A 25,608-nucleotide genomic window follows, 5' to 3' on the forward strand; every position below is an offset into this window, starting at 1 on the left:
ATACTTTCTGGCAATCTCGAACCGGCGTCTGAGTCACGAGACGGGCCCCTCCTCACAGTACCTACGCCGTGATATTCGCCCGATTGTCGTAGCATCAGATGAGGAGGATTGAATCGACAGGTGGCCGCCGGAAGGACACGGGAGGGTGGGTGCCTCTGTTAGAGGTAGTCCCCTTTGAAGGTGTCCCCTCGATACGCCTTCCCTATGGTCACCTCCAGTTCGAAAAATGCGCCACGATAGCGTGTGCTGCTCGTGACCGTTCAATCGTCGGCCGCCACTTCGACCCTCTTCATGTGCTGTTCCTCGATCTCGTCGAGCGAGAAGTCCTTCCCGTGTTGCTCTTTGACGTGTTCCTGTGTGATTCGGAGGAGTCGGTCTTTGTCGTCCTCTTCGGTCCGCATCATGAATACACACCCCGAAACGGCTGTGTCACAGCTGGTCTGGATTGCCATCTACATGTACACCTCGGTAGATGAACCGTTCGCTGGAGCTTTAGTTATAAACCCGTTGGGGCAGGAGGTAGCGGATACGGCGAACTTACTCTCTGTATGCAACAGCCAAGTTCTGACAAACCCGCAGTAGATGAGTCGGAGCGTGCAACGAAACAGCGCGCGTTCCGATTACCCGTCGGTCGGTTGGACCGAAACTCCAGGCCGCCCACCCACGACAACAGTTAACGTGGCCCGTGGTGTATATATCGACAGCGCTCACCGAGGTGGCGGGGAGGAAACAGAGGAGCGGTTGCGGCGGGCGCGAAGGAGGAAACAATTCCTATGACAAGCCTTGAAGAAAACAAGCGGATAGTGCGTCAGTACCCCGAGGAAGTCGCCACGAAGCGAAACCTCGACCTCATCGACGAGTTGGAAACCGAAGATTTCGTCGAACACGGTCCGTTCGGGCAAGAAACCCACGGGCCGGAAGCGGACAGAGAATGGATGCAGGAATTCCTCGCTGCGTTCCCCGACTTCGAGGCCACCGTCGAGGATATCGTCGCCGAAGGCGATACCGTCGCCATGCGCGTCACGCTTCGCGGGACTCACGAGGGCACGTTCATGGACATCGAGCCAACGGGGCAATCGTTCGAAATCCAGAACATGGTCTTCACCCGTCTCCGGGACGGGAAGATCGCCGAGCGGTGGGTCCAACCGGACACACTCGGTCTATTGCAGCAACTCGGCGTAATCGAACCGCCGACGGGATAGGTAGGACGGGCGGGTGATGCGTTTCCGGTCGCTCCCGTCGTACTCGCTCTCCGTCTCGAAGTCGTGCGAACCAACCGCTCTCGACCCGGCCCAGAATCGCGAGTGGACGTCTACCGGCCTAGAACATGTCAGCCCGCTTTTTGTAATTTCATACAGCGAACACTTATTGCCGACTCCCGAGTCTGTTAGTTTCGTAACACGGGGTGAGGACGATACCAGGGGGGAACCAACGCAGTAGCGGGACGCACAGGATACTTGCTAGCTACGACGTCAAACAGATGAAACAAAACGAGACACGGACGCGACGAACAGTACTGAAAGCGGTCGGCACCGGTATGGTGGGCGGGCTCGCCCTCACTGGTAGCACATCTGCCCAGGGCAACGGTGGTCTGGAACGGGAACTCGCCGATGTCCGAATGGCCACCGCCAGGTATAGCGACCCCGAGAACGCCATTGCAGACGGCTACATCCCCGAAGCCGAACCGGTCTGTGGCATGGGTTATCACTACCCGCACGAAGACCTCGTCGGGGCGTTCCGAACGGGACCGGAGGCACTCGCCCAGTACCTCTCCTCGCTCGACCGCACGGAACCGCCGGTCATCGCCTACGGCGAGACCGACGACGGCCTCGTCCTCGGCGCGGTCGAGTACCTCACGCTCGACGACTCGACCGACCTCTTCACCGAGACCGAGGACGACGACTGGCAACCCTTCGGCGGCCCGCTCTACGCGCTGCACGCGTGGGTCCACACACCCAACCCAGAGGGCGTCTTCCACCCGGTGAACCCGCGTCGACAGTTCACGCACCCCGAGTGGTGCGAGGACGAGGGCGGCCACCACTGACCGGCACCCGGACGCGGTAAGGCACAGTTAGGCATCCGACCGACGGGGGGATTCGCGTGCTGGACACGCCCACTCCAGTCGGCGCACTATTTCTGACGACTTTCCGGGGGGACACTGGCAACTCGCGAACGGCGAGTCGGTCTCCGCCCTGAACGACTCCGAGACCGGGGTGGCGACTCACCGCATCGACGGCGAGTTCGTGTACCTGATGGCATCGTGAACGGCACGTCCCTCGAGGTCGACTGGTTTCCACCAGTCGACCGGTACCCGCAGACCAGTTCCGGTACGGAGAGGTCTTTTATGGACGGTCCCGCTGAACAGGGGACCGGATGACATCGAAGGTACACCGACGGTGTGAGGTGGTCGCAGGATGGAGCTGAGTTCGGTCTACGTCGGCGTCGAGGACATGGAGCGAGCGCTCGACTTCTACCGGGAGCTGTTCGACGTGGAACCGAAACAGGAGACGGAACGGTTCTCCACGTTCGCCTTCGATACCGGCGACTTCGGGCTGTACAATGCCGGATACGACGGGTACGACGTCGAATTCGGGAACAACTGCGTCCCGAACTTCGAGGTGGACGACGTCGAGGCCGCCTATCGCCGGGTCGAGGAGCTCGCACCGGAGATGGTCCACGAGGACGTCCTCGAATTCGGCGAGTACCGGACGTTCCACTTCCTCGACACCGAGGGGAACGAGATCGAGGTCTTCAGCATCGATTCCGGGTAGCGACGTCGCCCGGGGGACCCACCCCTGCTCGGCCGCGGCCCCGTCGACTGCCCGCCGAGGGCGTCGACGGCTTCCTCACCGCCCGCTGAACTGCAGGTCCTTCGCCGGGTCCTCGACGACGACCCACCAGTGGAAGTCCTCCTTGGGGTGGCGTCGCTCGACGTGCTCCTCCAGTTCCGCGCCGGTCTCGAAGTCCTTCCCGCAGAGGTTACAGCGATTGTGACGGTTCTTGGGCATGGGCTACAGGACGGACAGGCGTCGCTTTGTTATGCACAGGAACTGCGTACTATCGGCCTGCTAGAACGGGGTTTCGACTGCTCCCGCGACGAACGCGACGCACACCCGGCGTGGTCGAATGGCCCGACGGGAGGTGGTAACCTCGGCTTTCGGACCGACGGGACGGCGGCTTCCGACCAGGGGTCACGACCTGCGCTCGCGAGGACAGGAGTTATCCCGCGCCGGTCGTATGCCCAGCCATGACCACGCGGACGGAACTCACGACGGTCGAGACGGTCCACGACGAGCGCTCGTGGCTGTTCACGGCGACGGACCGGTACGGCGAACCGGAGGAGGTACTCCTGTTGCCCTGCGACGACGGCGTCGAGGCGTGGGTGAACCGGTGCACGCACGAGGCACAGAGGCTCGACCGGGGGTTCGGCGCGGCGGTCCGGAACGGCCAGGTCGTCTGTCCGAAGCACGGGTCGATGTTCGACACCTGCTCGGGCTACTGCGACAACGGCGACGCCGCCGAGACGACCCTCGTGGACGTCTCGGTGACGACCGACGACGGGGTCGTGGTTCTCGAGGACGGCGACTACGAGTTCAGCCACGAGGGCGGCGTCGACGACGCCCCCGACGACGAGGACGACGACGACGGCGGGGTCCCGAGTTCCACCTCGCACATCGGGTTCTGACCGCGGTGACGGCGCACTCGAACCGCCGGGACCGGGGCGTTCAAGTAGACTTGGGCTAGTCCTACGATAGTGGCAGTCTCGTTCGACCTCTTCGGGACGCTCGTCGACGCCGACCGCCCGCACGACCCGGCGGCTGCGGTCGGTCGCGAGCTGCGCGCCCGCGACGTGGCGGTCCCGGACGACTGGGCCGACGCCTACCGGACGGGCCACGTCGACGCACCCGAGGGTGCGGAGGTCCCCCTGCCGGCGCACGTCTCGGCGGCACTCGCCAGTCGTGGCGTCTCGGCCCCGGGCAACGCGGCCCGTCGTGCCGTCGTCGCGGCGTTCGACCCCGAGGTGCGGACCCGTCCCGGTGCGGTCGAGGCGGTTTCGGCGGCCCGCCGGGAGGGCCCGGTCGCACTCTGTTCGAACTGTTCGGTCCCCGAACTCGTCGGTCGGACGCTCGTCCGCGCCGACCTCTCCCGTGACGACTTCGACGCCGTCGTGACCAGCGTCGGGTGTGGCTGGCGCAAGCCCCACCCGGAGGTCTTCGAGACGACGGCGGCGAAACTCGGCGTCGACCCGGCCGACCTGGTCCACGTCGGCGACGACGCAGACGCCGACGGCGGCGTGACCGCTGTCGGCGGTCGGTTCGTCGACGTCGGGGACGTCCCCCTCGTCGAACTCCCCACGGAACTGGGGTGGTCGACGTGCGACTGAGGGGGTGTACGTGGCAGGGGAGGTGGGCCAGGTGCCCCTGACCGCGAGCGTGGCGGTGGGCCTCGGTTTCGCGCTCGACGTGGCACTGGCCGAACTGCCGACCGCGGTACACCCGGTGGCGTGGTTCGGTCGCCTCGTCGGGCCCCTCGACCGGGAGTGGCGACGGCCCGACCTCGTCGGCGTCCTCGCTGCCCTCTGCCTCCCGGTGCTGGCCGCGGTCGTCACCGGCGGCGTCGTCTGGACGGCGACGCAGGTCGGTCCCTGGGCCGGGGCCGTCGCCGCCGGACTCGTCCTCTACGTCACGACGAGTCTCCGGATGCTCGTGTCCGAGGCGCTGGGCGTCGTCGGGCGCTCGGAGCGCGACGTCGAGGCGGCCCGGGAGTCGCTGCCCGCCCTCGCCGGCCGGGACGCGAGCGCGCTCTCGCCCGGGGAGCTCAGGAGCGCCGCCGTCGAGAGCGCCGCCGAGAACCTCGCCGACGGCCTCGTCGCGCCCCTGCTCGCGTTCGCCGTCCTGGCACCGGTCTCGCTCTCGCTGGCGGCGGCGGGTGCGACCTGGGTCAAGGCGGTGAACACGCTGGACTCGATGCTGGGGTATCGCTCGAAACCCGTCGGACGCGCGAGCGCACGACTGGACGACCTCGTGATGTGGATTCCGGCCCGGCTCTCGGCCGCGTTGCTCGCCCAGACCGCCCGCCGACCGGCGGCCGTGCTTCGGGCCCGCTACTGGCTGGACGAGGTACCGTCGCCGAACTCGGGGTGGCCGATGGGGACCGTCGCGGCCGCACTCGACGTCCGACTGGAGAAACCCGGCGTGTACGTCCTCAACGCCGGCGCGCCGTTCCCCGACGTCCGGACGGCCCGTCGAGGCGTGCAGTACGTGGCCGCGGCGGGCGTCGTCGCCGTCGTGCTCGCGGGGGTGGTCGCGTGGTTCTGAGCGCGCTCGCCGGCGCGGTCGGCTTCCTCACCAGACTCCCCGTCGGCCACGACGAACGCGCCTGGACGGCCTACCGCGACGCCCCCGTGGCGGCGGTGCCCGTGGGCTACCTCGTCGGCGGCCTCGTCGCGCTCCCGTTCCTCGTCGGGGCGGCGCTCCCCGTCCCCGCCCCGGCGGTCGCGTTCGCGTACCTCGTCGGCCTGTACGCCGTCACGGGCATCGCACACCTCGACGGCGTCGCCGACTGCGGCGACGCGGCGGTCGTCCACGGCGACGCCGACCGCAGACGCGAGGTGCTGAAGGACACGACGACCGGCGTGGGCGCGCTCTCCGCCGTCTCGCTCGTCGTCGCGGGTCTCGCGCTCGGTGCGCTCGCGCTCGCCGGCCTCCCCCTCGGTCCCGCTGTGGCGGTCGTCGTCGCCAGCGAGGTCGGGGCCAAGGCCGGACTCGCGGTGCTCGCGGGCGTCGCCGACCCGCCACACGACGGGCTCGGCCGTTCGCTGGCCGACGGCGCCGACGCCGGGACCGCCCTGCTGGCGGCCGTACTCGCGTTTCCGGCGGCGGTCATAGGCTGGCCGACGCCGGCCGGTGCGGCCTCGCTCGTCGCGAGTCTCCTCGTCGCCGCGGTCGCCGTCGTCTGGGCACGCCGCCGACTCGGTGGCGTCACCGGGGACGTCTTCGGCGCGACGAACGAACTCGCACGGGTCGTCGCGGTACACGCGGGGGTGATCGCGTGGACGGCGTGGTGAACGGGCGACGGATGGACGCCGTGGTGATGTGCGGTGGCGAGGGGACCCGCCTCGACGCCGACGTGGAGAAACCGCTGGTCCCGGTCGCCGGCGTCCTCATGGTCGACCGGGTCTGCGACGCGCTGGCGGCCAGTCGGGTCGAGCACGTCCACGCCGCCGTCTCCCCGAACGCGCCCGACACCCGCGAGCACCTCGCGGGCCGGTCTGACGTGACCCAGGTCGACACGCCCGGCGAGGGCTACGTCGAGGACCTCGGGACCGCCGTCGACGCGGTCGGGACGCCCGTGCTGACGGTGGCCGCCGACCTGCCCCTGCTCTCGGCCGTGGTGGTCGACCGGGCGCTCGACCGGGCGGCCGAGGCCGGTGACGGCGCGAGCGTCGCCGTCTGCGTCCCGGCGGCGCTGAAGGAGCGCCTCGGCCTGAGCGTCGACGCGGCGACCGGCGGCCTCGCACCGACGGGACTGAACGTGGTCGGACGGGAGCAAGAGCGTGACCGGTACCTGAGCTACGACGCCAGACTGGCGGTGAACGTGAACAGGCCGGGCGACGTCGCCGTCGCCGACGCACTCGCACCCGAGGTGGTCCGCGATGGACCGTGAGTCAGTCGGGGAGGCCGACCGGGTACCCCACGGCGGGACGACCGACCGGGACGTGCTCGACCTGAGCGCGAACACCAACCCACGGTCGCCGCCGGGGACCGCGGCGGTCTACGAGGCCGCCCTCGCCGAGGCCCGGCGCTACCCCGACGACGACTACCCGGAGTTCCGCGACGCGGCGGCGTCGGTCGTCGATTGCGACCCCGAATGCGTCGTGCCGACGCCCGGCGGCCTCGCGGCGATCCGACTCGCGCTGGCGACGGCGGTCGACCCCGGCGACCGGGTGGTGGTCCCGTACCCGAGTTTCGGCGAGTACGCCCGCGAGGTCCGCCTCCAGGGCGGCGAACCGGTGTTCGTTCCCGAGGCGGACGTCGTCGACGTCGACCCGACGGGGGTCGCCGTCGTGGTCGTCTGCACGCCGAACAACCCGACCGGGACGTTGCCGGACCGGGAGGCGCTCGTCGGTCTCGCCGACCGCTGTGCCGACGCGGGCACCGGACTGCTCGCCGACGAGGCGTTCCTCGGGTACACCGACCAGTCGTCGCTGGCCGGACACGAGGCCGTCGTCGCGGCGCGCTCGCTCACGAAGCTCTACGGACTCCCGGGTCTGCGGGCGGGTTACGCGGTCGCGACCGGCGACCGGCGCGACGACCTCGCGACCGCACGGCGGGCGTGGACCCTCGGTGCCCCGGCGGCGGCCGTCGGTGCGCACTGCCTCCGCCAGACCGACTTCGTCGAGGACACCCGCGAGACGGTCGTCCGTGAGCGCCGCCGCCTGTGCGACGGCCTGGCCGGAGCGGACCCGGCCGTCGAGGCGCTCCCCTCCGACGCGCCCTACGTCCTCGTCGACTGCGGCGACCGCGACGTGGACGCCCTGCTCGACGACGCACGCGAGCAGGGCGTCGTGCTGCGCGACGCCCGGACGTTCCGGGGGCTGGACTCGCACGTCAGGGTGGCCGTCGAGGACGCGCCGGCGACCGACCGCGCACTGGAGGTGTTCGATGCTCGACGCGACCGTCGGTGACGGCGTCGTCCGACTCCGCAACCCCGGCACGGAGTGGCTCTCGACCGGCTGGCGGGGCGGCCGGTCCCGCGCCGATGCGGCCTACAGCGTGACCGTCCCCGACGGCTGGCACCCCGACGACGTCGGTGCCGACGTCGCAGAGCGGGTCGCGGCGGCAGGCTTCGGTGGCGAGAACTCGCTCCCCGACGCACCGGTCCTGCTCACCGGCGTCGACGCCCGGCACGCCCGGGGGGCGCGCCTCGGGCCGGTGACGGCCGTCGCCACCGCCGGCGTCTCCAACCCGGCCGAACTGCCGATGGAACCGTCGGGCGGGTCGCTCCCGACCGGCGACCTCGTGGAGGACGTGGGGACGGTCAACGTCGTGGTCGCCACGACCCGGGCACTGTCCGACGGTGCGCTGGCGAACCTCGTCGCAGTCGCCGCCGAGGCGAAGGCCGCGACGTTGCTCGAGTCGGTCGGCGCCCCGGGGACGACCAGCGACGCCGTCGTCGTCGCCAGCGACCCGACCGGCGACCCGGCCGAGTTCTCCGGCAGCGCGACGCGCGTCGGCGCGGCGGCACGCGCCTGCGTCCGCGAGGCGGTGACCGCGTCGCTCGACGCGCGATACGCCGACTCGGGGCCGCCGACGGGCGTCGCAGACGCTCCGTACGGCGTCAGCACCGACGCCCGGGCCGACGTGTTCCGACTCTAGGCGGACTCGCCGTCGCTCGCCCAGTCGGCCTCGTCGTACGTCTCGCGGGTGACGGCGACGTCGACCGATTCGTCGTCCAGCAACTCGTCGAGGCGCGAGGAGACGTCCTCGCGGTCGAGGGCCGCTTCGGCCTCGTAGAGTCGTTCGAGTTCGCGCTCGAACTCGCGGCCCGAGAGGTCGCCGTCGACGTAGGCCTGCTTGACGGCTTCCAGTTTCTCTTCCGCCGTCGGTTCCGTCGGCGCGAGCCACCCGGAGAGGTCGGCGGTGCGCGCCGCCGGGACGTAGTGCTCGACGACCGCGGCCATGCGTGAGAGGCGGTGGCTCTCCAGTTTCGGGAGGCTGATGCGACTCGCCAGTACGATGCCGAGCCACAACAACAGCCCACCGGCGAGCAGCGTGAGCAACACGGAGGCGACCAGCCACGGCGCGGCCGCGGTGACCAGCGCGACCAGCAGTGGCTGCGCGCCGGGGTCGAGCAGTGCGGCGAGGACCTGGAGGGCACCCCAGACGGTCGTTCCGACGAGGGTGAACAGCGTCAGCACCAGGCCGGCGAACAGCGCCTTGACCCTGGTATCGCCGAATCGTCCCATGGCTGTACGATACGGCGTCGTCTCACTTCAACTGGACGGTGACGGGTCCGGGGACGACGCTCACCGATGGCGATTCCTCGTCGGGCACGCATCGCCGCCGGGTGCCCCCAGAGCCGGAAGAACTCGAAGACCGGGCCTGGCCGTCGACGCAACGGCCGAGGGCCTCAGTCGTGGCGGAAGGGCTGGGGGGCTCAGTCGTGGCGGAACGACCGGCTCCCGGTGAAGACCATCGCCATGCCGTGTTCGTTCGCGGCGTCGATGACCGACTGATCGTTCTTCGAGCCGCCGGGCTGGACGACGGCCTCGATGCCGACCTTCGCGGCCTCCTCGATGCCGTCCGGGAACGGGAAGAACGCGTCGGAGGCCATCACGGCGCCCTCGGCGGTCTTGCCCTCGGCGTCCTTCTCGACCTTCATGCCGGCGAGGGTGACGGCGTCGACGCGGGAGACCTGGCCGACGCCGAGACCGACCGTCTCGGTACCCTTCGCGAAGAGGATTCCGTTGGACTTGACGTGCTTCAGCGTCTTCCAGGCAAACACCATCGTCTCGAGTTCCTCGTCGGTCGGTTCGCGTTCGGTGACGACCTCAAGGTCGTCGACGGTCACGTCCTGTCTGTCGCGCTCCTGGACGAGCGTACCGCCGACGAGGTCCTTCGTGGTCAGGGTCTCGGTGACGGTCCGGAGGTCGGCGGGGTCGCAGCCGAGGTCGAGCACGCGGAGGTTCGTCTTCTCGGAGAGGACGTCGAGGGCGTCGTCGGTATAGCCGGGGGCGACGACGACCTCCTTGAACGAGTCGGTGACGAGTTCGGCGGTCTCGGCGTCGCACTCGCGGTTCAGGGCGACGATGCCGCCGAAGGCCGACATCGGGTCGGTGGCGAGGGCGTCCTCGTAGGCCCCGGCGAGCGTGTCGGCGGTCGCACAGCCGGCCGGGTTGGTGTGCTTGATGACGGCGGCGGCCGGGTCGTCGAACTCCTTGATGAGGTCGAGCGCGCCGTCGGCGTCGTTGTAGTTGTTGTACGAGAGGGCCTTCGCACCCTCGTTGACCTGGTCGGCGTGGACGACGCTGGGTTCCTCGCAGGTGTAGTCGGCGTAGAGCGCGGCGTCCTGGTGGGGGTTCTCGCCGTAGCGCAGGTCGGCGTGACGGTCGGCGGTGGCGACACGGCGTGCGGGGAAGTCGCCGCCCTCGTCGCCCTCGACGGTGACCGCGTGGGCGTCCTCGTCGACGGTCGCGCGCCCCTCGGCGAACCACCTGACAGCGCGGGGGTAGGCCTTGAACTCGCCCTCGTAGAGGACGCGGTCCTTGAGCGAGTCGCTGTCGTCGCCCTCGTAGACGGGGACGGGTTCCTGCGTGACGATGGGGCCGCCGTCGACCTCGGACTCGACGACGGTGCCCTCGTCGTCGGTGGCGTCGGTGACGACGTGGACGGTGCACCCGGTGGTCCTGACGCCCGCATCGAGCGCGTCGCCCCAGGCGTCCATGCCGGGGAACGACGGCAGGAGACTCGGGTGGACGTTCAGCGTCGTCGGCATCGCGTCGAGGAACGTCTCCGAGAGGATTCGCATGTAGCCGTCGAGGCAGACGAGGTCCACGTCGTAGGCGTCGAGGGCGTCGACCACGCGCTCCTCGTGGTCGCTGCGGGACTCGTCGTCGGCCAGCGGGACGACCTCCGTCGGAACGTCGCGCGCCTGGGCCGCGTCGAGGACGGGTGCGTCGGGGTTGTTCGTGAGCACGACGGCGAGTTCCGCTCCACCCGGGCGGAGGTCGTCGACGTGCAGGAGGTTCCGACCGCGGTTCCCGGCGAGACCAGCGATGCGTGTCATGTGTTCAGTGGGTCGGGCGTCGGCAAAAGTAGTTGCGGTCGAGAGCCACGTTCTATCCACGTTCTTGCAATAATTGGCGCCTGCGGGCCAATCTGAAGGTTCACCTGTGCACGAACGCGGATGTTTCCGACAGGCTTTTGCGCGCCGCCCCGGCACTCTCGCCCATGCCCAATCCCCTCGACGCCGTCTCGCCGCTGGACGGGCGCTACGCCGGTCGCACCCGCCCGCTCGCGCCGTACGCCAGCGAGTCCGCGCTCATGCGTGCCCGCGTCCACGTGGAGGTCGAGTACCTGCTCGCACTCGCCGACCTCGACGCGACGCCGCTCTCGGTCGACGAGGACCAGCGCGCCGCGCTCCGGTCGCTGTACGAGGACTGGTCGGCCGACGACGCCGACCTCGTCAAGACCATCGAGACGGAGGGGTACGAGGACCTCCCCGCGACGAACCACGACGTGAAGGCCGTCGAGTACTTCGTCCGCCTGCACCTGCCCGAGGGACTCGACGCGGCCCAGTGGATCCACTTCGGACTGACCAGCGAGGACGTGAACAACCTCGCACACCGCCTGCTCGTCCGCGACGCGGTCCGGGAGGTCCTCCTGCCGGAACTCGACGCCCTCCGGGAGACGCTGACCGGGATGGCCCGCGAGTACCGCGACCTGCCGATGCTGGCACACACCCACGGCCAACCGGCGACGCCGACGACGTTCGGCAAGGAACTGGCGGTGTACGCCGCCCGCCTCGGCCGGACGACGGCCCGGGTCCGCGCCGCCACCGACGACCTCTCGGGGAAACTCGGCGGTGCCTCCGGCACGCTCGCGGCCCACGTCGCGGCCTACCCCGACGTGGACTGGCGGGCGTTCAGCCGCGAGTTCGTCACCGGTCTCGGCCTCGGCCACGACCCGGTGACGACGCAGGTCAACCCCTGCGACGACCTCGCGGCGCTGTTCGACGCGTTCCGGGGCGCGAACAACGTCGTCGTCGACCTGGACCGCGACGTCTGGCTCTACGTCTCCATGCGCTACCTCGGTCAGGAGGCCACCGAGGGCGAGACGGGGTCGTCGACGATGCCCCACAAGGTCAACCCCATCGACTTCGAGAACAGCGAGGGCAACCTCTCGAAGGCCAACTCCGACCTGACGTTCCTCGCCGACTACGTGACCACCTCACGACTCCAGCGCGACCTCTCGGACTCGACCGTCAAGCGCAACATCGGTGCGGCGTTCGCCCACTGCCTCGTCGGCTACGGCAAGACCGCCGCCGGCCTGGCGAAGGTCGTCCCGAACGAGCAGGTCATGCGCGAGGACCTGCGCGAGACGCCGGAGATACTCGGCGAGGCCATCCAGACCATCCTCCGGCGCGAGGGCGACACCGGGGCCTACGAGCGCGTGAAGGCACTGACCCGGGGCAAGCGCGTCACCGTCGACGACTTCCACGACCTGTTCGACGACCTCGACGTCGACGACGAGGTGCGCGAGGAACTGAAGGCGCTCACGCCCGAGGGCTACGTCGGCGTGGGGAGCGACCTGGTGGACGAACTGGAGTAAACGGTCGGCGCTGGGACGGTCTGGACAAGACTTTTCCTGTCTGCGCGGGACCACCTTCCCGTGCCCTCCGATCGCACTCCGCAGACGCTCACAGGCAGGCGACGCTTCCTCACGGTGGCCGGGGCCACACTGGGTGGGAGTGTCGCAACTGCTGGCTGTGCCAGCGTCAGACGTCTCCTCGACGCACCGTCTCTCGACTGGCGGACCCCGTTCGGGTCGGGTCGCTGGGTGAACTCCCCGCTGACCCTCCTCGACGGCCGCATACTGGCAACAGACGACTACTCCCTCGCTGCGTTCGACGCCCACACCGGCGAACGGTGGTGGACTGCCGGGTTGCATTTCGACCACATGCTGCAGGGTCCCGTACTCGCAGACGATACCGCGGTAGTCGCCAAATTCCGGCGAGGGGCATACCGCTCCGATGGGACCGAGGTCTGGACGCGTGACGACGAGTTCGAGTTCAACCCGTTCGCGGCCGTGGACGACAGGACCGTCGTCGGGAGCGTGAACGCCGCTGAACGACCCCGGGCGATTGGAACGGTCGACGCGACGAACGGAGACGTCCTGTGGACGGCGACACCCGACGACGGGGCGAACACCAGCGGTAACTACCTGGTGTCCGACGCTGTCGCGGCAGGGTCGGGCGTCGTTGCGTCCGCCTCCGACGAACCACTCGTCGGACTTTCGACGGACGGGTCTGTCCAGTGGACGGTCGACGACGACTGGGACGCACACGGACCAGGACGACCGACACTCGCAGGGGGCGGAGACACAGTCGTCGCGGCGAGCGGCGCGGTCGTGGGGGTCGACCCCACGACTGGCGACCGACGCTGGCGACACGTCCTCCCGGGCTGGGCATCCGGCGTCACGGTCACCGACGGGACTGCGTACGTGACCGTCGACAACCAGACCCCGAAAGTAGACTCGTGGGATGCGGCCGGAGGCGTGCTGGCGTACGATGTCGCCGACGGAACCGAACGCTGGCGAACGCAGTTGCCGGTCGGGGCGACCCCGCCAGCGGTCGACGGACAGGAGGTACTCGTCGGCACTGTCGAGGGTACGTTGAACGGTCTCGACGCCGAGAGTGGGGCACGACGCTGGAACCGGTCGATCGGATCGCGGGTGAACACTGCGCCCCTGGTCGGACTGTCCGGTCGGTTCGTCGGCGTCGTCGACTCCGACGGGTCCGCTGCGGTCGCGGCAGTCTCGCGGTGACCTCTCGAAAAACAAGACCGAGTCGCTATCGAACTCGTCGACGTTCTTCGACCTCTGTGAACGCTGGTAGGACCGTTACGTGGTCAGCCCCCTCGCCACCGCCCGGACGACGAGGTCCCGGGTCTCGGGGTAGAGGTCCTCCCCGATGTCCTCCCGGTGGAGCGTGAGGAACGAGACCGCCCGGATGGCGCTGGCGACGACCTTCGGGTTCGGTCCGTCGACCTCGCCGGCCTCGTACCACGCCTCGACGTAGGGCAGGAAGTACGCGAGCGACTCCTCGCGGTCCGCCCGGAGTTCCTCCTCGGTGTGGTGGTCCCGGAGGCGCTGCAACTCCGACGGGTCGACCAGCAGTCGCCGCACCAGCGGGTTCGTCTCTATCTCGTCCATCAACCGGGTGAGGAAGGCGACGATGGTCGTCTCCGGGTCGTCGTGCTCCTCGAAGGGTTCGAGGAGGTCGGGGAGCATCGCCTCGCCCTCGCGTTCGAGTATCTCGACGTAGAGGGCCTCCTTCGAGTCGAAGAAGCGGTAGAACGTGCCGTCGGCGATGCCGACCGGGTCCGTGAGGTCGGCGATGGTCGTCTTCTGCATGCCGTAGCGTGCGAACAGGTCGCGGCCCTCGGCGACCAGTCGCTCGCGGATTCGCTCGCGCTCCTCGTCGCTGAATCCACCGCTCATCGACCCGGCCCTCCGGCCGTCGACTGGAGTGGTGCGCTCACGAGATGTCCTTCCGTCGGAAGTACTCCATGCTGCCCCCGACGAGGACGGCGCTCGCGGCGAGCAGGATGCCGGCGGCCTCGACGTCGTAGATGCCGTCGACGAGGATCGCGCTCGGTTCGTAGTAGTGCATCGGTGCGAGCAGGCCCAGCGCGGAGAAGTCGGTCGTCGCGACCACCGAGTCCACGAGGAACAGGCCGAAGAGGACGCCGACGGCGACGCGCTGGGCGACCGAGGCACGGTCGAACACGACGGAGGCGACCACGCCGACGCCGGCACACGTCAGCAGGTACGGTATCGACAGCAGGTGGGCCGCGACGACGTTGGCCATCGAGACGTCCTCGCCGACGAGGAACGTCGTCACGAAGACGACGACGGGCAGGACGACGTTCGCGACGACCAGGGGGACCCCGAGCGACGCGAACTTCTCCAGCAGCACCGTGCGCCGGGAGACCGGCATCGAGAGGGTCATGTCCATGTGGCCGGTCTCGACCTCGGCCGCGACGAGGCTCGCTGCCGCGTACGCGAAGTACAGGCCGAGCAGGATGACCCACGCGAACGCGTAGAGTTCGGTCGCGAGGAAGCCCTCGATGGTGTTCATCGTCCGGATGCCGAAGGCCTCCCGCAGCGCTGGCGGGTAACTCGCGATCAGTTCGTCGAGGTTCGCGGACTCCGTGATGGAGGGGAACATCACGACGTACAGTGCAGTCAACAGGGAGATGCCGACCGACATGGCGAGCGCTCCCCTGACCCGTTTCCGACCGTCGTAGCGTGCTATCTCAAACATCGTCGTCACCGTAGAACCGCATGAACACGTCTTCGAGGGGTGCCTCCTCCAATTCGAGTTCGAGCAGGTCGAGTCCCGAGACGAACGCGACGAGGTCGTTCACGTCGCCGGTGTAGGTGAACGCGAGTTCCGTCGCACTCGCGGTGGCGCCGTCTCTGGTACCGCCACCGCCACCGCCGGCGCCGACGAGGGACTCGCTCGACCTTCCCTCGACGGCTCGCACGGAGAGGTCGTGGACGCCGTCGAGCGTCACCGCGGACGCCTCGACCTCGTCGGCGACGCGGACGAGGACGGACTTGCCGGACCGCCCGAGGAGGTCCGAGACGCGCTCGACGGTGACTATCTCGCCGTCCCGGATGATGCCGACCCGGTCGCAGATCTGTCGGACCTCGCTCAGGACGTGCGAGGAGAGGAAGACGGTCGTGCCGCGCTCTTTCTCGTTCCTGACGAAGTCGTTGAACCGCTGCTGGACGAGGGGGTCCAGCCCCGACGTGGGTTCGTCCATCACGACGAGGTCCGGGTCGTGCATGAACGCCTGGACGAGTCCGAGCTTTTGCTTCTGACCGGTCGAGTAGCCCCGTATCGTGCGCTCGACGGGGACGTCGAACAGGTCCAGTAGCTCCGCCCGGCGGGACTGGCCCTTGACGGCGGCGTGGAGGTCGAGGACCTCGTCCCCGGTCACCTGCTCGTCGAACCCGGGGTTCGCGGGGAGGTAGCCGATCCGTCGCTTCGCCTCGACCAGCGCGTCCTCGTCGCGGACGTCCGCGTCGAGGAGCGTGGCGGTCCCGGCCGTCGGCGACTGGAACCCCATCAGCGTCCGGATGGTGGTCGTCTTCCCGGCCCCGTTCGGCCCCAGGTAGCCGAACACCTCGCCCTCGTCGACGGCGAACGTCACGTCGTCGTTGGCGAGGACTTCACCGTAATTCTTCGTCAGTCCGTCGACCTCGATGGCGGTGCTCATCGTCCCGACCGACGAACCGTGAACTCATGAACGTTTCCATCATCGATTCACGAGTAATCGCGGACGATGCGACTCACGGTACGGCTTACTTCGAACCGTTCGGCGTCTCTCCCGGCGTTTTCGAGCCATCTTCGACCGCCCAAGGACCGAGCGCACGCCCCGTCACACCCCCCGTTTACGAACGTCCTACTGCAGTAACGTGGTGATAACAAACCCACCGGTCACAGTAACCAGATTCAGATGTTCCCGAGAAGCCTCACGGCGACACGTCGGTTCGTGTCGCTTGGACTAGTGTGTCTGATGATACTCTCTGTCGCGACCGCCGGGACGGCCGGTGCCGCGACCAGCAGTGCCCCTCCAGGGTCCACCATCGGCGTCGCCCAGGGCGACCAGTGCTGGGAGGTGACCCCGTACGGTGACGGAACGACGAACGTCTCCGAGTTCTACGACTACCGGACCCCGAACACCACCCCGTCGGGTGAGCTGTGGGGGTCCTACGGCACCCGCGACCTGCAGGTGAACCAGGGCTCGGTCATCCTGTTCTACGACGGTGCGGAGGGAACGAGCATCGTCTTCCTGCAGGACAAGCTCGGCGAGCCACACGGTGGCACCGTCACCTACGACATCTCCGGCCTCCCCGAGAGCGGGGAGTGGGTCGTCGAGGACGAGGCGTACGCGGCCCGCGACGACAACTTCGACTACTTCGAGAACGGCACCGTGGCCAGCATCGACTGGAAGTGGTCCGACGGACGCGGTGACGGAGGTGCGTTCCGCGGTATCGACGTCGGCACCGGCGTGACCGACACGTCGACGGACACGACGACCGACGGGACCACGACGAACGACTCGACCAGCGCAGAGATGCCGGACGAGCAGTCCGCCATCACCATCGAGGCAGGGTTCAACGAGGCGGCCGACAAGTGGAACTCCTGGGGGTACGCCCGCGGAGAGAACCGCACCAAGGGCTGGTACGTCCGGTCCGGTGCCGGTGGGATGCAGCAACTCGACATGAGCGAACCCATCCAGATCCTCCCCGGTGGCTGTCCCGACGACGGCACCTCGATGCTCATGACGATGGAGCACGAGCGCCTCCAGGAGGGCACGAGCGTGCGCTTCCAGGTGAACGCGACGGCCCCGAACGGGTCCATCACCTCCTACGAGTGGGACTGGAACGGTGACGGCCAGGTCGACGATACGACCTCCGAGGGGTCGATAACCCACGAGTTCGAGAGTACCGGTCTCAAGGGGGTGACAGTCACGGCCATCAGCGACAGCGGTGACGAGGCGTCCTTCAGCGAGATAATCAGCGTGATGAACCAGTCGCAACCGGGCGACAACCCCTCCAACCCGGGTAACGGAACGACCGACGGAACGACGGCCGGGCCGGTGACCGACGACGGCACGGACGACCAGCCGATGACGGACGAGACGACCGGCCCCGGTGACGGGACCGGAACGCCCACCGACGGTGGCCCGACGCCCGGCTTCGGCGTCGGCGCCGCGCTCGTCGCCCTCGTCGCGGCGGCGTTGTTCGCCCTCCGGTCTATCGAGCAGTAACCACCTGCGGTCCCCGCGGACGGACGGTTCCGACTTCTTTCGCGCACTCAGCCGAGGAGCGACGCCAGTGCAGAGGTCACCACGTCCGCCGCACGCCGGACCTGTGCGAGGTCGACGTACTCCCGCGGCGCGTGTGCGACGGCACCCTCGTCGTCGGCGAGGACGCCCGGACCGAACATGACCGTCGGGGCGTCGTCGGCGAAGTACGACGCCTCCGTCGCTGCGGTGAAGGGACGGACCGCACCCGCACCGGCCTCCAGCATCGCCCGGACCACGGCGGCGTCCTCGTCCGTCGCCCACGCCTCGAGGAACGGCGTCTCGCGCTCGGTGAACTCGAACGCGACGCCCACCTCGTCGGCGACGTAGGTCCGTAGCTGGTCGGTCAGCGCGGCGTGGAAGCTTTCGGCCGTCTCCGGCGGCACCGACCGCCGGTCGACGACGAGTCGGCACGCGGCCGGCACCTGGTTCGAGGCGGTGCCACCCTCGACCATCGTCGGGGTGAGCGTCGCCGCGCCGAGTTGCGGGTGTGCCGGCGGGGCGTCCGCCCGGTCGTCGAAGTCGTCGAGCGCGTCGAACACCTCCCGGAGCGCACGGACCGCGTTGACGCCCGAGTCCGGTTCGGCGGCGTGTGCGTTCGCACCCGTGAGCGTCACGGTGCCCTCGAACCGGCCCTTCGCGGCGGTGCAGACGTCGAGGTCGGTCGGTTCGCCGACGACGTAGGCGTCGGCGTCGAGCGAGAGCGCGAACGCGCCCGTCGAGAGCGTCTCCTCGTCGGGCGTCACGGCGAGCGTGACCCGGCCGTCGCCGGGGTCGACCGCGAGAAACGCCGCCAGCAGGGCGGCCAGCGGCCCCTTCGCGTCACAGGAGCCACGGCCGCGGACGACGCCGGCCTCGCCAGCGTCGTCGTCGCGTCCGTACGGGACGTGTGGCGGGACGGTGTCGATGTGCGTGTTCAGTACGACGTGCGGGTGCCCCGACCCGCGCGTCGCCAGCGTGTTGCCCGCGTCGTCGACCGTCGCGTCGACGCCGTGGGCGGTCAGCGTCTCCACGAGGAGCGTCCGCATCTCGGAGACGTCCTCGTGGGACTCGACCCGGACCGCCCGGTCCAGGAAGTCGACCGGGTCGAACCCGGTCACGGCGAGGTCCACGGCGGCGTCACGGGCACCTCGCCGTCGAACTCGTGTGCGACCGGCCCGTGCAGGACGGCCGGGCCGTCGTCGGATACCTCGACCCGCAGGGTGCCGCCCGGCGGAGAGACGCGGACCACGTCGTCGTCGGTCCGGTCGAGGTGGGCCGCGACGGCCGCGATGGCGACCGCGCCGGTGCCACACGAGAGGGTCTCGCCCTCGACGCCGCGCTCGAACGTGCGCTGGTCGTAGCCGTCGTCGGTAGGTGACGCGAACGTGACGTTCGCGCCCTCCGGAAAGACGTCGTGGTGCCGGATGGGTGGTGCGTCCTCGTCGATGTCGACGGCCTCGACGTCCTCGACGAAGATGACGGCGTGGGGGACGCCAGTGTTGATGCCCGTGACGGCGTAGCCGCCGAGGTCGCCCTCGACGAGCGGTTCGTCGCGGTCCAGCGGGACGACCTCGGGTGCGAAGGAGGGTTCGCCCATCTCGATGGCGACCTGCTCGTCGCCGTCGTCCTCGACGCGGGAGGCGTGGCGGGTGCCGGCCTGCGTGTCTATCATGACCTCGGTCGCGTCGGTGCGTGCCATCGCCCACTCGGCGGCGACGCGTGCGCCGTTCCCGCACATCTCGGCGGTCGAGCCGTCGGGCTGGACGAGCGTCATGATCACCCGCGGCGGGTGGTACTTCTCCTCCAGGGCGAGGAACAGCACGCCGTCGGCGCCCGTGCGCCCGTCGTCGCTGTCGATGCCGTCGGTTCGGTCGCAGTGGTAGCGGGCGAACGCCGCCCGGTCCGGGACGTACTCGTCCGCGTCGACGACGATGAAGTCGTTGCCAGTGCCGTGGTACTTGCCGTATCGTACGTGTCGTTGTGAGATGCTCATTCTGGTACCTCCGGTCTCGTAACGTCTGCGAGGGTCTCGCGCCGTCGCGCGAGTCTCGCTTCGCCGGCCGCGACGGAGACCGTGGCTGGTCGCGGCCGGGAGTTGTAGTGACTCGCCATCTCGTAGCCGTACGCGCCGGCGTTGCCGACGGCGAGCACGTCGCCGCGCTCCGGGGCAGGGAGCGGGCGGTCCGTACAGAACGTGTCCGAACTCTCGCATATCGGGCCGGCGACGGTCTGTGGGACCGTCTCGCGGTCCGACGCGGAGCAGCTCCGTATCGCGTGGTAGGCGTCGTACATCGCGGGGCGGGCGAGCGTCGTCATCCCCGCGTCGACGCCGGTGACGACCGTGTCCGACGTCTCCTTGACGGTGTTGACCGTGGCGAGGAGGACGCCGGCGTCGGCGACGAGGTAGCGCCCGGGTTCGACCCGGAGCGTCGCCCCGCCGAGGCCGCCGACCGCGTCCGCGGTCGCCTCGGCGACAGCCGCCACGTCGAGCGCCGGTTCGTCCTCGCGGTAGGGGACGCCGAAGCCCCCGCCGACGTCGACGAACTCGAGGTCGACGGGCGCGTCCCGGGCGAGGTCGCCCATCCGGGCGACGAGTTCGCGGTGGGCCGCGAGGTCGTCCTCGTCCGAGATGCCCGACCCGGCGTGTGCGTGGACGCCGACGACGTCGAACCCGCGCTCGGCCGCGTCGGCCAGCACGTCGACGGCCCGGTCGTAGGGCACGCCGAACGTGGCGTCGCCGCCGGTGCGAACCTTCTCGTGGTGGCCCGCGCCGACGCCGGGCGTGACGCGCAGGCAGAGCCGTCCGTCGTAGCCCCGCGCCTCCAGCCGGTCGAGCGTGTCCGCTGCGCCGGCGGTGACCGTCAGGTCGGGGTAGTCGGCCCACAGCTGGACGGCCGTGTCGAGGTCGCCGGCGGGCGGGTTGACGGCGGTGTACTGGACGCGGTCGGCCGGGACGCCGGCGTCGAGGGCGCGGACGGTCTCGCCCGCGCTCGCACACTCGACGCCCGCACCCTCGTCGGCGAGTGCAGCCAGCGCGCGTCCGAGCGCGTTCGCCTTCGCGGCGTAGTACACGTCGGCGTCCTCGAACGCCGACGCGAGGCGACGGTAGTTCTCGCGCACCCGGTCGAGGTCGAGGACGTACAGCGGACTGCCGAAGTCGGCGACGAGGTCGCACAGCACGTCCGCGTCCCAGTCGGACAGCCGTCGGACGGCGGGGCCGCCGTCGGCGGCGGGACCCTCGGCCGACGGCACCGCGCTGTCGACGTCCCGCGCGACCTCGCCGTTCATTCGCGCAGCACCTCCTCGCGCTGGGTCGCCTCGAGCGTCTCGGCCTCGAGGCCGGTCGCCACGACGGCGGGCTTGTACGCACCGCCCTCGATGAGGTCGTGCTCGCCGAGCGAGGACTCGACGAAGCGCTGGAACGCCCGGCGCTCCGGCGGCAGTTCCCCGTACAGGATTTCCTCTTCGACGAGGTCGTAGACGGGGATGCGCGGGGTCAGCAGGGTGTTCTCGCCGACGACCGTGTTCTCGCCGACGACGAAGCCCGAGGTGACCCGGCAGCCAGCGCCGAGGGAGACGCCGTCCTCGACGACGACCGGCGCGCCCTCGACGGGTTCGAGGACGCCGCCGACGAGCGTGTTCGCGCCGAGCTTGACGTCGGCGCCTATCTGGGCGCAGGAGCCGACGGTGTCACAGGAGTCGACGAGCGTGCCGTCGCCGACGTGGGCGCCGATGTTGACGAACGAGGGCGACATCAGGATGCAGTCAGAACCGACGTGTGCGCCGGGCCTGACGACGGTGCCGTCGGGCGTGTTCCGACTGCCACGCGCGCCGAAGTCGCTCGTGTCCTGCAGCGGGAGGACGTCGTTGTAGGTGACGCCGCCGTAGTCGTACGTCGAGATGTCGTTGAGGACGAACGTCAGCAGGACGCCCTGCTTGACCCACTCGTTCGCCTCCCAGGACCCGTCGCGCTTCTCGGCAGCGCACACGTCGCCGGATTCGAGCGCGTCGAGCAGTTCGTCGAGGACGCCGTGGGCGTCCGCGTCGGCGACGTCGAGGTCGCCGGCCTCGTGGCGCCGCCACAGGGCGGTCACGTCGGTTTCGAGGGTCACGCGACCACCCCTGGGGCTTCGCCCCAGTGTACTCGCGTTCGCTCGCGACGCTCGCTCACGCGACCACCCCCAGCACGTCGGCGAACTCGTAGCGTCCCGGGTCGCGTCCCGTCAGCCACGTCGCCGCGTCGAGTGCGCCCTCGGCGAACACCCGGCGAGATTCGGCACGGTGGGTCAGTCGCAGTTCCTCGCGGTCGCCGGCCAGCCACACCTCGTGGACGCCGGTGACGTCGCCCGCCCGGACGGCGTGGACGCCGACCTCGCCCTCGGTCCGCGGGGCGTCGCCGACGCGGCCGTGGACGCGGGGTGACTCCCCCCGGACCTCGTCGACTGCGTCGAGCAGGTCGAGGGCGGTGCCCGAGGGTGCGTCGGTCTTGCCGCTGTGGTGGGCCTCGACGAGTTCGACGTCGTAGTCCGCGAGCGCGCCGGCGGCCTCGCCGACGAGTCGGCGCAGGACGGCGACGCCCTTCGAGAAGTTCGCGGCGTGGAGCACCGGAACGGACGCACTCGCCGCGGTCAGCGCCTCCCGGTGGTCGTCGCCGAGTCCGGTGGTGCCCGTCACGAGTGCGACGCCGGCCTCGGCGCAGGCGGCGGCGTAGTCGGCCGTCGCGTCCGGCGCGGTGAAGTCGACGAGGACGTCGGGGTCGCGCTCGGCGAGCAGGGTCGGCAGGTCGGCGGCCGGGTCGACCTGCTGGCCGGCGACCGGGCCGTCCGGGTCGCGTGCGACCGCGGCGACCACGTCGACACCACGGTCGACCGCCGCCGCGAGCACGTCGCCACCCATCCGGCCGGTCGCACCCGTGACGGCCAGTCGCATCAGCGACTCACCTCCGCGAGTTCGTCGTCGTAGTCGGCGTCCTCCTCGAGCGCGGCGAGCACGTCGGCCAGCGGTTCGACGTACTCCTCGGAGAGACGGGACAGCGGCGAGCGCAGGTGCGCCGGGCCGTAGCCACGGATGCGCATCGCCTCCTTGACCGGGATGGGGTTGGTCTCCCAGAACAACGCGCGAAAGAGCGGGCCGAGTTCGTGGTGGAGCGCGCGGGCCCGTTCGTAGTCGCCGGCCAGGGCCGCGCCGACCAGCGCGCAGGTCCGTTCGGGTTCGACGTTGGCCGCAACGGAGATGGTGCCGACGCCGCCGACGGAGCAGGTCGGCAGGGTCAGGCCGTCGTCGCCGGAGAGGACGGCGAAGTCCTCGTCCCGGGTCCGTTCGACGACCTCGCTGATCGCGCCGAGGTCGCCGTTCGCCGCCTTGAACGCCGCGACGTTCTCGTGGGCCGCGAGTTCGACGACGGTGTCCACCTCGACCTGCCGCCCGGTGCGCGAGGGCACGTCGTAGACGACCTGTGGGACGTCCACCTCGTCGGCGACGGTCCGGAAGTAGTCGAGCATGCCCGCCGGTTCGGGCTTGTTGTAGTACGGCGAGATGAGTAACAGGCCGTCCGCACCGGCCTCGACCGAGCGCCGCGAGAGCGAGAGCGCCTCGGCGGTGTTGTTGCTCCCCGACCCGGCGACGACGGGGACCCCCTCGACGGCGTCGACGACGGTCTCGACGACCTCTATGTGTTCGTCGTGGCTGAGGGTCGCCGATTCGCCGGTCGAACCGACGGGGACGATGCCGTCGACGCCGGCGGTCTCGAGGCGGTGGACGTTCTCGCGCAGGTTCTCGAAGTCGATGCTGCCGTCCTCGTGGAACGGTGTCGTGATGGCGGGGTAGACGCCACTGAAGTCGATGTCTGTCATCTGGGTGTTGGGTTCGGTCGGTCGGAAGTCGTCACACGGTCAGAAATCGAGTGCACCCGGAACGGGGTCGCCACGCCCGCACCGAGCGCTTACCGTGTGAATTTTTTCCCTGTAAACCCAAACTCGCCGCTCACGACGGGGCGGACCCAGGTCGGAGCGGCGTCGGTCATCACACGGGAAACGGTTCCGTAAACGTATAATCCTTGCGCCGAGCGCAGAACGTGCCCCGGTCCACGGGTGGTCACACGGGTGTGATTGACACGCCCGTCGACCCTCGGTACCTCGTGAATGGTTTTAAACCGCCGGCTCCGTTACTGCCCGCCATGCGACACACAGGCCTCAAGCTCCGGATGGTCGCCGTCGGCACCGTCCTGTTCGGGTTCTACTCGGCACTCGCGCTGGTCGCGCTCAGCGTGTTCGGCACCGGCGTCTGGCCGTTCGTCGCCGTCGGGATGCTCCTGTTCGTCGGCGTGCAGTACAAACTCGGCAAGTGGAGCGCGCTCAGGAGCGTCGGGGCACAGGACATGCCCGAGGAGGAGTTCCGCGAGATACACCGCATGGTCGAGGACCTCTCGGCGGAGATGGACATCGAGAAACCGGACCTGAAGGTCGCCCGGATGGGCGTGCCCAACGCCTTCGCCACCGGGCGCAAGGGTGCTGGCGTCGTCGTCGTCTCGGCCGAACTGCTCCAGGTGCTCGACCCCGACGAGGTCGAGGCAGTCATCGCACACGAACTCGCGCACATCAAGAACCGCGACGTGGTGACGATGGTGCTCGGCCAGTCCATCGCCGCCATGGTCGGCATCGCCGTCCAGTGGGTCGTCATCCTCGCCGGCGACAACGCCATCGTCGACTGGATACTGGGCTGGGTCGCCGGCACCCTCGCCCAGTTGTTCGTGATGGTGTTCGTCCTCGCCATCTCGCGCTACCGGGAGTACGTCGCCGACGCCGACGCGCGCCGGTACGTCGGGAGCGGCGACCCCCTCGCGAGCGCCCTGCGGAAGATCCAGGCGAGCAGCGAGCGCGTCGAGGACACCAGGATAGACAACGGGACCGCCGCACTGTGCATCTTCGACAGCGAGAAGAGCCTGCTCCGGCGGGTCTTCGCGACCCACCCGCCCGTCGAGGAGCGCATCGCGCGACTGCAGGGGTAGTTCGTCTGCCGCGACCGGGCGGAGCGGGACTCGGCTCCCGCCCGCCCGGGCGACTGTGCGTCTCTTCATCCCGTCGTCTCTCGATTCACGGCGCGATTGGACCGCGCTGCGACGGGAGGTAAAGGGCTTTCAGGCAGTGGGTACCATGCTCGGGTATGACCGAGATTCATCCGGGCCAGCGCGTCGCCATGCTCGTCGACGCGCAGAACCTCTACCATAGCGCACAGAGCATCTACACGCGGAACATCGACTACTCGGCGTTGCTCGAGAAGGGCGTCCAGGGTCGCGAACTGACGCGGGCCATCGCCTACGTCATCAGGGCAGACTCGCCCGACGAGGAGAGCTTCTTCGACGCTCTGGAGGAGATCGGGTTCGAGCCGAAGATAAAGGACATCAAGACGTTCGCGGACGGGTCGCAGAAGGCCGACTGGGACGTCGGGATGAGTCTCGACGCGGTGACGCTCGCCGACCACATCGACACGATGATACTCTGTACCGGCGACGGGGACTTCTCGCGACTCTGCTCGCACCTGCGCCACGAGGGCGTGCGCGTGGAGGTGATGAGCTTCGAGAACTCGACCGCGGACGAACTCGTCGAGGCGGCCGACCGGTTCATCGACCTGTCGGAACGCCCGGAGACGTTTCTACTGTAGGAGAATCGGCCGGAGAGAGAGAGCGTTCGTCTAGACTGGGCGGCCGTCCTCGGACGTCCCGACGAGCAGCGCGCCGACAGCCATGGTGAGCGACGCCACACCGCCCGCGAACATCGGGATCATGGTCCCGGCTGTGCCGAGCAGCAGCAGGATGGCAGAGCTCACGAAGATGAGCGCTGCCCCGAGCGTGATCTTTGTAGTATCCATTGTATGGATACATAGAGAGCCTGTGCATATAAGTTTCTCTTGGTTCCGGGTGAGAATAATGCTACCGATACCCATGCAACACGGTGACGGGGTGGGGTCGAACCGGACTCGTCCACGGACCGGCCCCTGGGGGCGCGTACGGTCCGACACGCGTTTAT

The 25,608-nt window shown here is 69.3% G+C and carries 29 protein-coding genes; 15 read left to right on the forward strand and 14 right to left on the reverse strand.

Annotated features, from left to right (window positions below):
- Positions 1 to 260: 260 nt before the first annotated feature.
- Positions 261 to 452, reverse strand: coding sequence for a DUF1059 domain-containing protein (locus ACSC1W_RS01375; RefSeq protein WP_435344741.1), 192 nt, complete (start codon positions 450 to 452; stop codon positions 261 to 263).
- Positions 453 to 773: 321 nt separating this feature from the next.
- On the opposite strand from ACSC1W_RS01375, the gene ACSC1W_RS01380 reads away from it, so the two are divergent.
- The 3 genes from ACSC1W_RS01380 to ACSC1W_RS01390 all read left to right on the forward strand — a co-directional run bounded on the left by ACSC1W_RS01380 (position 774) and on the right by ACSC1W_RS01390 (position 2,771).
- On the forward strand, positions 774 to 1,202 hold the full coding sequence (locus ACSC1W_RS01380) for an ester cyclase (protein ID WP_435344743.1): 429 nt from the start codon (positions 774 to 776) through the stop codon (positions 1,200 to 1,202).
- Positions 1,203 to 1,618: 416 nt separating this feature from the next.
- On the forward strand, positions 1,619 to 2,044 hold the full coding sequence (locus ACSC1W_RS01385) for a hypothetical protein (protein WP_435344745.1): 426 nt from the start codon (positions 1,619 to 1,621) through the stop codon (positions 2,042 to 2,044).
- 370 nt (positions 2,045 to 2,414) lie between these two features.
- A complete protein-coding gene (locus tag ACSC1W_RS01390) occupies positions 2,415 to 2,771 on the forward strand; it encodes a VOC family protein (protein ID WP_435344747.1) in 357 nt (118 codons plus the stop codon).
- 75 nt (positions 2,772 to 2,846) lie between these two features.
- Here ACSC1W_RS01390 and ACSC1W_RS01395 read toward each other — a convergent pair whose 3' ends face one another.
- A complete protein-coding gene (locus ACSC1W_RS01395; RefSeq protein ID WP_435344748.1) occupies positions 2,847 to 3,008 on the reverse strand; it encodes a hypothetical protein in 162 nt (53 codons plus the stop codon).
- Between the two features lie 239 nt (positions 3,009 to 3,247).
- Here ACSC1W_RS01395 and ACSC1W_RS01400 point away from each other — a divergent pair, with 239 nt between their 5' ends.
- The 7 genes from ACSC1W_RS01400 to ACSC1W_RS01430 all read left to right on the forward strand — a co-directional run bounded on the left by ACSC1W_RS01400 (position 3,248) and on the right by ACSC1W_RS01430 (position 8,378).
- Positions 3,248 to 3,685 carry a Rieske (2Fe-2S) protein gene (locus tag ACSC1W_RS01400; RefSeq protein WP_435344750.1) on the forward strand — a complete coding sequence of 146 codons (438 nt, stop codon included), beginning with the start codon at positions 3,248 to 3,250 and terminating at the stop codon, positions 3,683 to 3,685.
- A gap of 69 nt (positions 3,686 to 3,754) precedes the next feature.
- Positions 3,755 to 4,384, forward strand: a complete 630-nt coding sequence (locus ACSC1W_RS01405; RefSeq protein ID WP_435344752.1) for an HAD family hydrolase — start codon at positions 3,755 to 3,757, stop codon at positions 4,382 to 4,384.
- Positions 4,385 to 4,415: 31 nt separating this feature from the next.
- Positions 4,416 to 5,318: an adenosylcobinamide-phosphate synthase CbiB gene (gene cbiB, locus ACSC1W_RS01410; protein ID WP_435345989.1), complete on the forward strand. Its 903-nt coding sequence runs from the start codon at positions 4,416 to 4,418 to the stop codon at positions 5,316 to 5,318.
- A complete protein-coding gene (gene cobS / locus ACSC1W_RS01415) occupies positions 5,309 to 6,067 on the forward strand; it encodes an adenosylcobinamide-GDP ribazoletransferase (protein ID WP_435344754.1) in 759 nt (252 codons plus the stop codon). Before cbiB ends, cobS begins: the two co-directional genes overlap by 10 nt.
- A 26-nt stretch (positions 6,068 to 6,093) precedes the next feature.
- Positions 6,094 to 6,666: an NTP transferase domain-containing protein gene (locus ACSC1W_RS01420; RefSeq protein ID WP_435345990.1), complete on the forward strand. Its 573-nt coding sequence runs from the start codon at positions 6,094 to 6,096 to the stop codon at positions 6,664 to 6,666.
- The gene (locus ACSC1W_RS01425) at positions 6,656 to 7,687 is read left to right on the forward strand and encodes an aminotransferase class I/II-fold pyridoxal phosphate-dependent enzyme (protein ID WP_435344756.1); all 1,032 of its coding nucleotides are present in this window, start codon (positions 6,656 to 6,658) and stop codon (positions 7,685 to 7,687) included. The genes ACSC1W_RS01420 and ACSC1W_RS01425 overlap by 11 nt, the downstream gene beginning before the upstream one ends.
- Positions 7,665 to 8,378: an adenosylcobinamide amidohydrolase gene (locus tag ACSC1W_RS01430; protein ID WP_435344758.1), complete on the forward strand. Its 714-nt coding sequence runs from the start codon at positions 7,665 to 7,667 to the stop codon at positions 8,376 to 8,378. The genes ACSC1W_RS01425 and ACSC1W_RS01430 overlap by 23 nt, the downstream gene beginning before the upstream one ends.
- Here ACSC1W_RS01430 and ACSC1W_RS01435 read toward each other — a convergent pair.
- Positions 8,375 to 8,968, reverse strand: coding sequence for a hypothetical protein (locus ACSC1W_RS01435; protein ID WP_435344759.1), 594 nt, complete (start codon positions 8,966 to 8,968; stop codon positions 8,375 to 8,377). The two genes, ACSC1W_RS01430 and ACSC1W_RS01435, sit on opposite strands and share 4 nt — an antisense overlap.
- A gap of 191 nt (positions 8,969 to 9,159) precedes the next feature.
- Entirely contained in the window at positions 9,160 to 10,788 is a 1,629-nt protein-coding gene (gene purH, locus ACSC1W_RS01440; RefSeq protein WP_435344761.1) for a bifunctional phosphoribosylaminoimidazolecarboxamide formyltransferase/IMP cyclohydrolase, read from the reverse strand.
- A 164-nt stretch (positions 10,789 to 10,952) separates the two neighbouring features.
- Between purH and purB the strand changes: the two genes are divergently transcribed.
- Both purB and ACSC1W_RS01450 read left to right on the forward strand, forming a co-directional pair.
- Positions 10,953 to 12,332, forward strand: a complete 1,380-nt coding sequence (purB, locus tag ACSC1W_RS01445) for an adenylosuccinate lyase (protein ID WP_435344763.1) — start codon at positions 10,953 to 10,955, stop codon at positions 12,330 to 12,332.
- Between the two features lie 60 nt (positions 12,333 to 12,392).
- Positions 12,393 to 13,547 carry an outer membrane protein assembly factor BamB family protein gene (locus ACSC1W_RS01450; RefSeq protein WP_435344764.1) on the forward strand — a complete coding sequence of 385 codons (1,155 nt, stop codon included), beginning with the start codon at positions 12,393 to 12,395 and terminating at the stop codon, positions 13,545 to 13,547.
- A 75-nt stretch (positions 13,548 to 13,622) separates the two neighbouring features.
- Here ACSC1W_RS01450 and ACSC1W_RS01455 read toward each other — a convergent pair whose 3' ends face one another.
- From ACSC1W_RS01455 to ACSC1W_RS01465, 3 genes are read right to left on the reverse strand one after another with little or no spacing between them, the layout of a single operon-like run.
- Entirely contained in the window at positions 13,623 to 14,222 is a 600-nt protein-coding gene (locus ACSC1W_RS01455) for a TetR/AcrR family transcriptional regulator (protein WP_435344766.1), read from the reverse strand.
- A 37-nt stretch (positions 14,223 to 14,259) separates the two neighbouring features.
- Positions 14,260 to 15,048: an ABC transporter permease subunit gene (locus ACSC1W_RS01460; RefSeq protein ID WP_435344767.1), complete on the reverse strand. Its 789-nt coding sequence runs from the start codon at positions 15,046 to 15,048 to the stop codon at positions 14,260 to 14,262.
- Positions 15,041 to 16,009, reverse strand: a complete 969-nt coding sequence (locus ACSC1W_RS01465) for an ABC transporter ATP-binding protein (protein WP_435344768.1) — start codon at positions 16,007 to 16,009, stop codon at positions 15,041 to 15,043. Before ACSC1W_RS01465 ends, ACSC1W_RS01460 begins: the two co-directional genes overlap by 8 nt.
- 300 nt (positions 16,010 to 16,309) lie before the next feature.
- Here ACSC1W_RS01465 and ACSC1W_RS01470 point away from each other — a divergent pair, with 300 nt between their 5' ends.
- Positions 16,310 to 17,566, forward strand: coding sequence for a PKD domain-containing protein (locus ACSC1W_RS01470; protein ID WP_435344769.1), 1,257 nt, complete (start codon positions 16,310 to 16,312; stop codon positions 17,564 to 17,566).
- A gap of 47 nt (positions 17,567 to 17,613) precedes the next feature.
- Here ACSC1W_RS01470 and ACSC1W_RS01475 read toward each other — a convergent pair whose 3' ends face one another.
- The 6 genes from ACSC1W_RS01475 to dapA are packed head-to-tail and all read right to left on the reverse strand — an operon-like array spanning position 17,614 to position 23,436.
- Entirely contained in the window at positions 17,614 to 18,714 is a 1,101-nt protein-coding gene (locus ACSC1W_RS01475; RefSeq protein ID WP_435344771.1) for a M20 family metallopeptidase, read from the reverse strand.
- The gene (gene dapF, locus ACSC1W_RS01480; protein WP_435344773.1) at positions 18,699 to 19,577 is read right to left on the reverse strand and encodes a diaminopimelate epimerase; all 879 of its coding nucleotides are present in this window, start codon (positions 19,575 to 19,577) and stop codon (positions 18,699 to 18,701) included. Before dapF ends, ACSC1W_RS01475 begins: the two co-directional genes overlap by 16 nt.
- Entirely contained in the window at positions 19,574 to 20,872 is a 1,299-nt protein-coding gene (gene lysA / locus ACSC1W_RS01485; RefSeq protein WP_435344775.1) for a diaminopimelate decarboxylase, read from the reverse strand. Before lysA ends, dapF begins: the two co-directional genes overlap by 4 nt.
- On the reverse strand, positions 20,869 to 21,696 hold the full coding sequence (locus ACSC1W_RS01490; RefSeq protein ID WP_435344777.1) for a 2,3,4,5-tetrahydropyridine-2,6-dicarboxylate N-succinyltransferase: 828 nt from the start codon (positions 21,694 to 21,696) through the stop codon (positions 20,869 to 20,871). The genes lysA and ACSC1W_RS01490 overlap by 4 nt, the downstream gene beginning before the upstream one ends.
- 55 nt (positions 21,697 to 21,751) lie before the next feature.
- On the reverse strand, positions 21,752 to 22,513 hold the full coding sequence (gene dapB, locus ACSC1W_RS01495) for a 4-hydroxy-tetrahydrodipicolinate reductase (protein ID WP_435344779.1): 762 nt from the start codon (positions 22,511 to 22,513) through the stop codon (positions 21,752 to 21,754).
- Positions 22,513 to 23,436: a 4-hydroxy-tetrahydrodipicolinate synthase gene (gene dapA, locus ACSC1W_RS01500; RefSeq protein WP_435344780.1), complete on the reverse strand. Its 924-nt coding sequence runs from the start codon at positions 23,434 to 23,436 to the stop codon at positions 22,513 to 22,515. The genes dapB and dapA overlap by 1 nt, the downstream gene beginning before the upstream one ends.
- A 323-nt stretch (positions 23,437 to 23,759) precedes the next feature.
- Here dapA and ACSC1W_RS01505 point away from each other — a divergent pair, with 323 nt between their 5' ends.
- Together ACSC1W_RS01505 and ACSC1W_RS01510 are read left to right on the forward strand one after the other, a co-directional pair.
- Positions 23,760 to 24,590: a M48 family metallopeptidase gene (locus ACSC1W_RS01505; protein WP_435344782.1), complete on the forward strand. Its 831-nt coding sequence runs from the start codon at positions 23,760 to 23,762 to the stop codon at positions 24,588 to 24,590.
- 155 nt (positions 24,591 to 24,745) lie between these two features.
- Complete coding sequence (locus tag ACSC1W_RS01510; protein WP_435344783.1) at positions 24,746 to 25,243, forward strand: LabA-like NYN domain-containing protein; 498 nt, start codon at positions 24,746 to 24,748, stop codon at positions 25,241 to 25,243.
- Positions 25,244 to 25,273: 30 nt separating this feature from the next.
- On the opposite strand, the gene ACSC1W_RS01515 is transcribed toward ACSC1W_RS01510, so the two are convergent.
- Positions 25,274 to 25,450, reverse strand: a complete 177-nt coding sequence (locus ACSC1W_RS01515; RefSeq protein ID WP_435344784.1) for a hypothetical protein — start codon at positions 25,448 to 25,450, stop codon at positions 25,274 to 25,276.
- Between the last annotated feature and the right edge of the window lie 158 nt (positions 25,451 to 25,608).

The sequence above is a fragment of the Haloarchaeobius marinus genome (genome assembly GCF_051207415.1).
Taxonomy (GTDB): Archaea; Halobacteriota; Halobacteria; order Halobacteriales; family Natrialbaceae; genus Haloarchaeobius.

Bases quoted from the DNA above. Each gene is read 5' to 3' on its own strand.
- ACSC1W_RS01375 (WP_435344741.1), bottom strand. From the start codon at position 452: ATGGCAATCCAGACCAGCTGTGACACAGCCGTTTCGGGGTGTGTATTC.
- ACSC1W_RS01380 (WP_435344743.1), top strand. From the start codon at position 774: ATGACAAGCCTTGAAGAAAACAAGCGGATAGTGCGTCAGTACCCCGAG.
- ACSC1W_RS01385 (WP_435344745.1), top strand. From the start codon at position 1,619: ATGGCCACCGCCAGGTATAGCGACCCCGAGAACGCCATTGCAGACGGC.
- ACSC1W_RS01390 (WP_435344747.1), top strand. From the start codon at position 2,415: ATGGAGCTGAGTTCGGTCTACGTCGGCGTCGAGGACATGGAGCGAGCG.
- ACSC1W_RS01395 (WP_435344748.1), bottom strand. From the start codon at position 3,008: ATGCCCAAGAACCGTCACAATCGCTGTAACCTCTGCGGGAAGGACTTC.
- ACSC1W_RS01400 (WP_435344750.1), top strand. From the start codon at position 3,248: ATGACCACGCGGACGGAACTCACGACGGTCGAGACGGTCCACGACGAG.
- ACSC1W_RS01420 (WP_435345990.1), top strand. From the start codon at position 6,094: ATGTGCGGTGGCGAGGGGACCCGCCTCGACGCCGACGTGGAGAAACCG.
- ACSC1W_RS01425 (WP_435344756.1), top strand. From the start codon at position 6,656: ATGGACCGTGAGTCAGTCGGGGAGGCCGACCGGGTACCCCACGGCGGG.
- ACSC1W_RS01430 (WP_435344758.1), top strand. From the start codon at position 7,665: ATGCTCGACGCGACCGTCGGTGACGGCGTCGTCCGACTCCGCAACCCC.
- ACSC1W_RS01435 (WP_435344759.1), bottom strand. From the start codon at position 8,968: ATGGGACGATTCGGCGATACCAGGGTCAAGGCGCTGTTCGCCGGCCTG.
- purH (WP_435344761.1), bottom strand. From the start codon at position 10,788: ATGACACGCATCGCTGGTCTCGCCGGGAACCGCGGTCGGAACCTCCTG.
- purB (WP_435344763.1), top strand. From the start codon at position 10,953: ATGCCCAATCCCCTCGACGCCGTCTCGCCGCTGGACGGGCGCTACGCC.
- ACSC1W_RS01455 (WP_435344766.1), bottom strand. From the start codon at position 14,222: ATGAGCGGTGGATTCAGCGACGAGGAGCGCGAGCGAATCCGCGAGCGA.
- ACSC1W_RS01460 (WP_435344767.1), bottom strand. From the start codon at position 15,048: ATGTTTGAGATAGCACGCTACGACGGTCGGAAACGGGTCAGGGGAGCG.
- ACSC1W_RS01465 (WP_435344768.1), bottom strand. From the start codon at position 16,009: ATGAGCACCGCCATCGAGGTCGACGGACTGACGAAGAATTACGGTGAA.
- ACSC1W_RS01470 (WP_435344769.1), top strand. From the start codon at position 16,310: ATGATACTCTCTGTCGCGACCGCCGGGACGGCCGGTGCCGCGACCAGC.
- dapF (WP_435344773.1), bottom strand. From the start codon at position 19,577: ATGAGCATCTCACAACGACACGTACGATACGGCAAGTACCACGGCACT.
- lysA (WP_435344775.1), bottom strand. From the start codon at position 20,872: ATGAACGGCGAGGTCGCGCGGGACGTCGACAGCGCGGTGCCGTCGGCC.
- dapB (WP_435344779.1), bottom strand. From the start codon at position 22,513: ATGCGACTGGCCGTCACGGGTGCGACCGGCCGGATGGGTGGCGACGTG.
- dapA (WP_435344780.1), bottom strand. From the start codon at position 23,436: ATGACAGACATCGACTTCAGTGGCGTCTACCCCGCCATCACGACACCG.
- ACSC1W_RS01505 (WP_435344782.1), top strand. From the start codon at position 23,760: ATGCGACACACAGGCCTCAAGCTCCGGATGGTCGCCGTCGGCACCGTC.
- ACSC1W_RS01510 (WP_435344783.1), top strand. From the start codon at position 24,746: ATGACCGAGATTCATCCGGGCCAGCGCGTCGCCATGCTCGTCGACGCG.
- ACSC1W_RS01515 (WP_435344784.1), bottom strand. From the start codon at position 25,450: ATGGATACTACAAAGATCACGCTCGGGGCAGCGCTCATCTTCGTGAGC.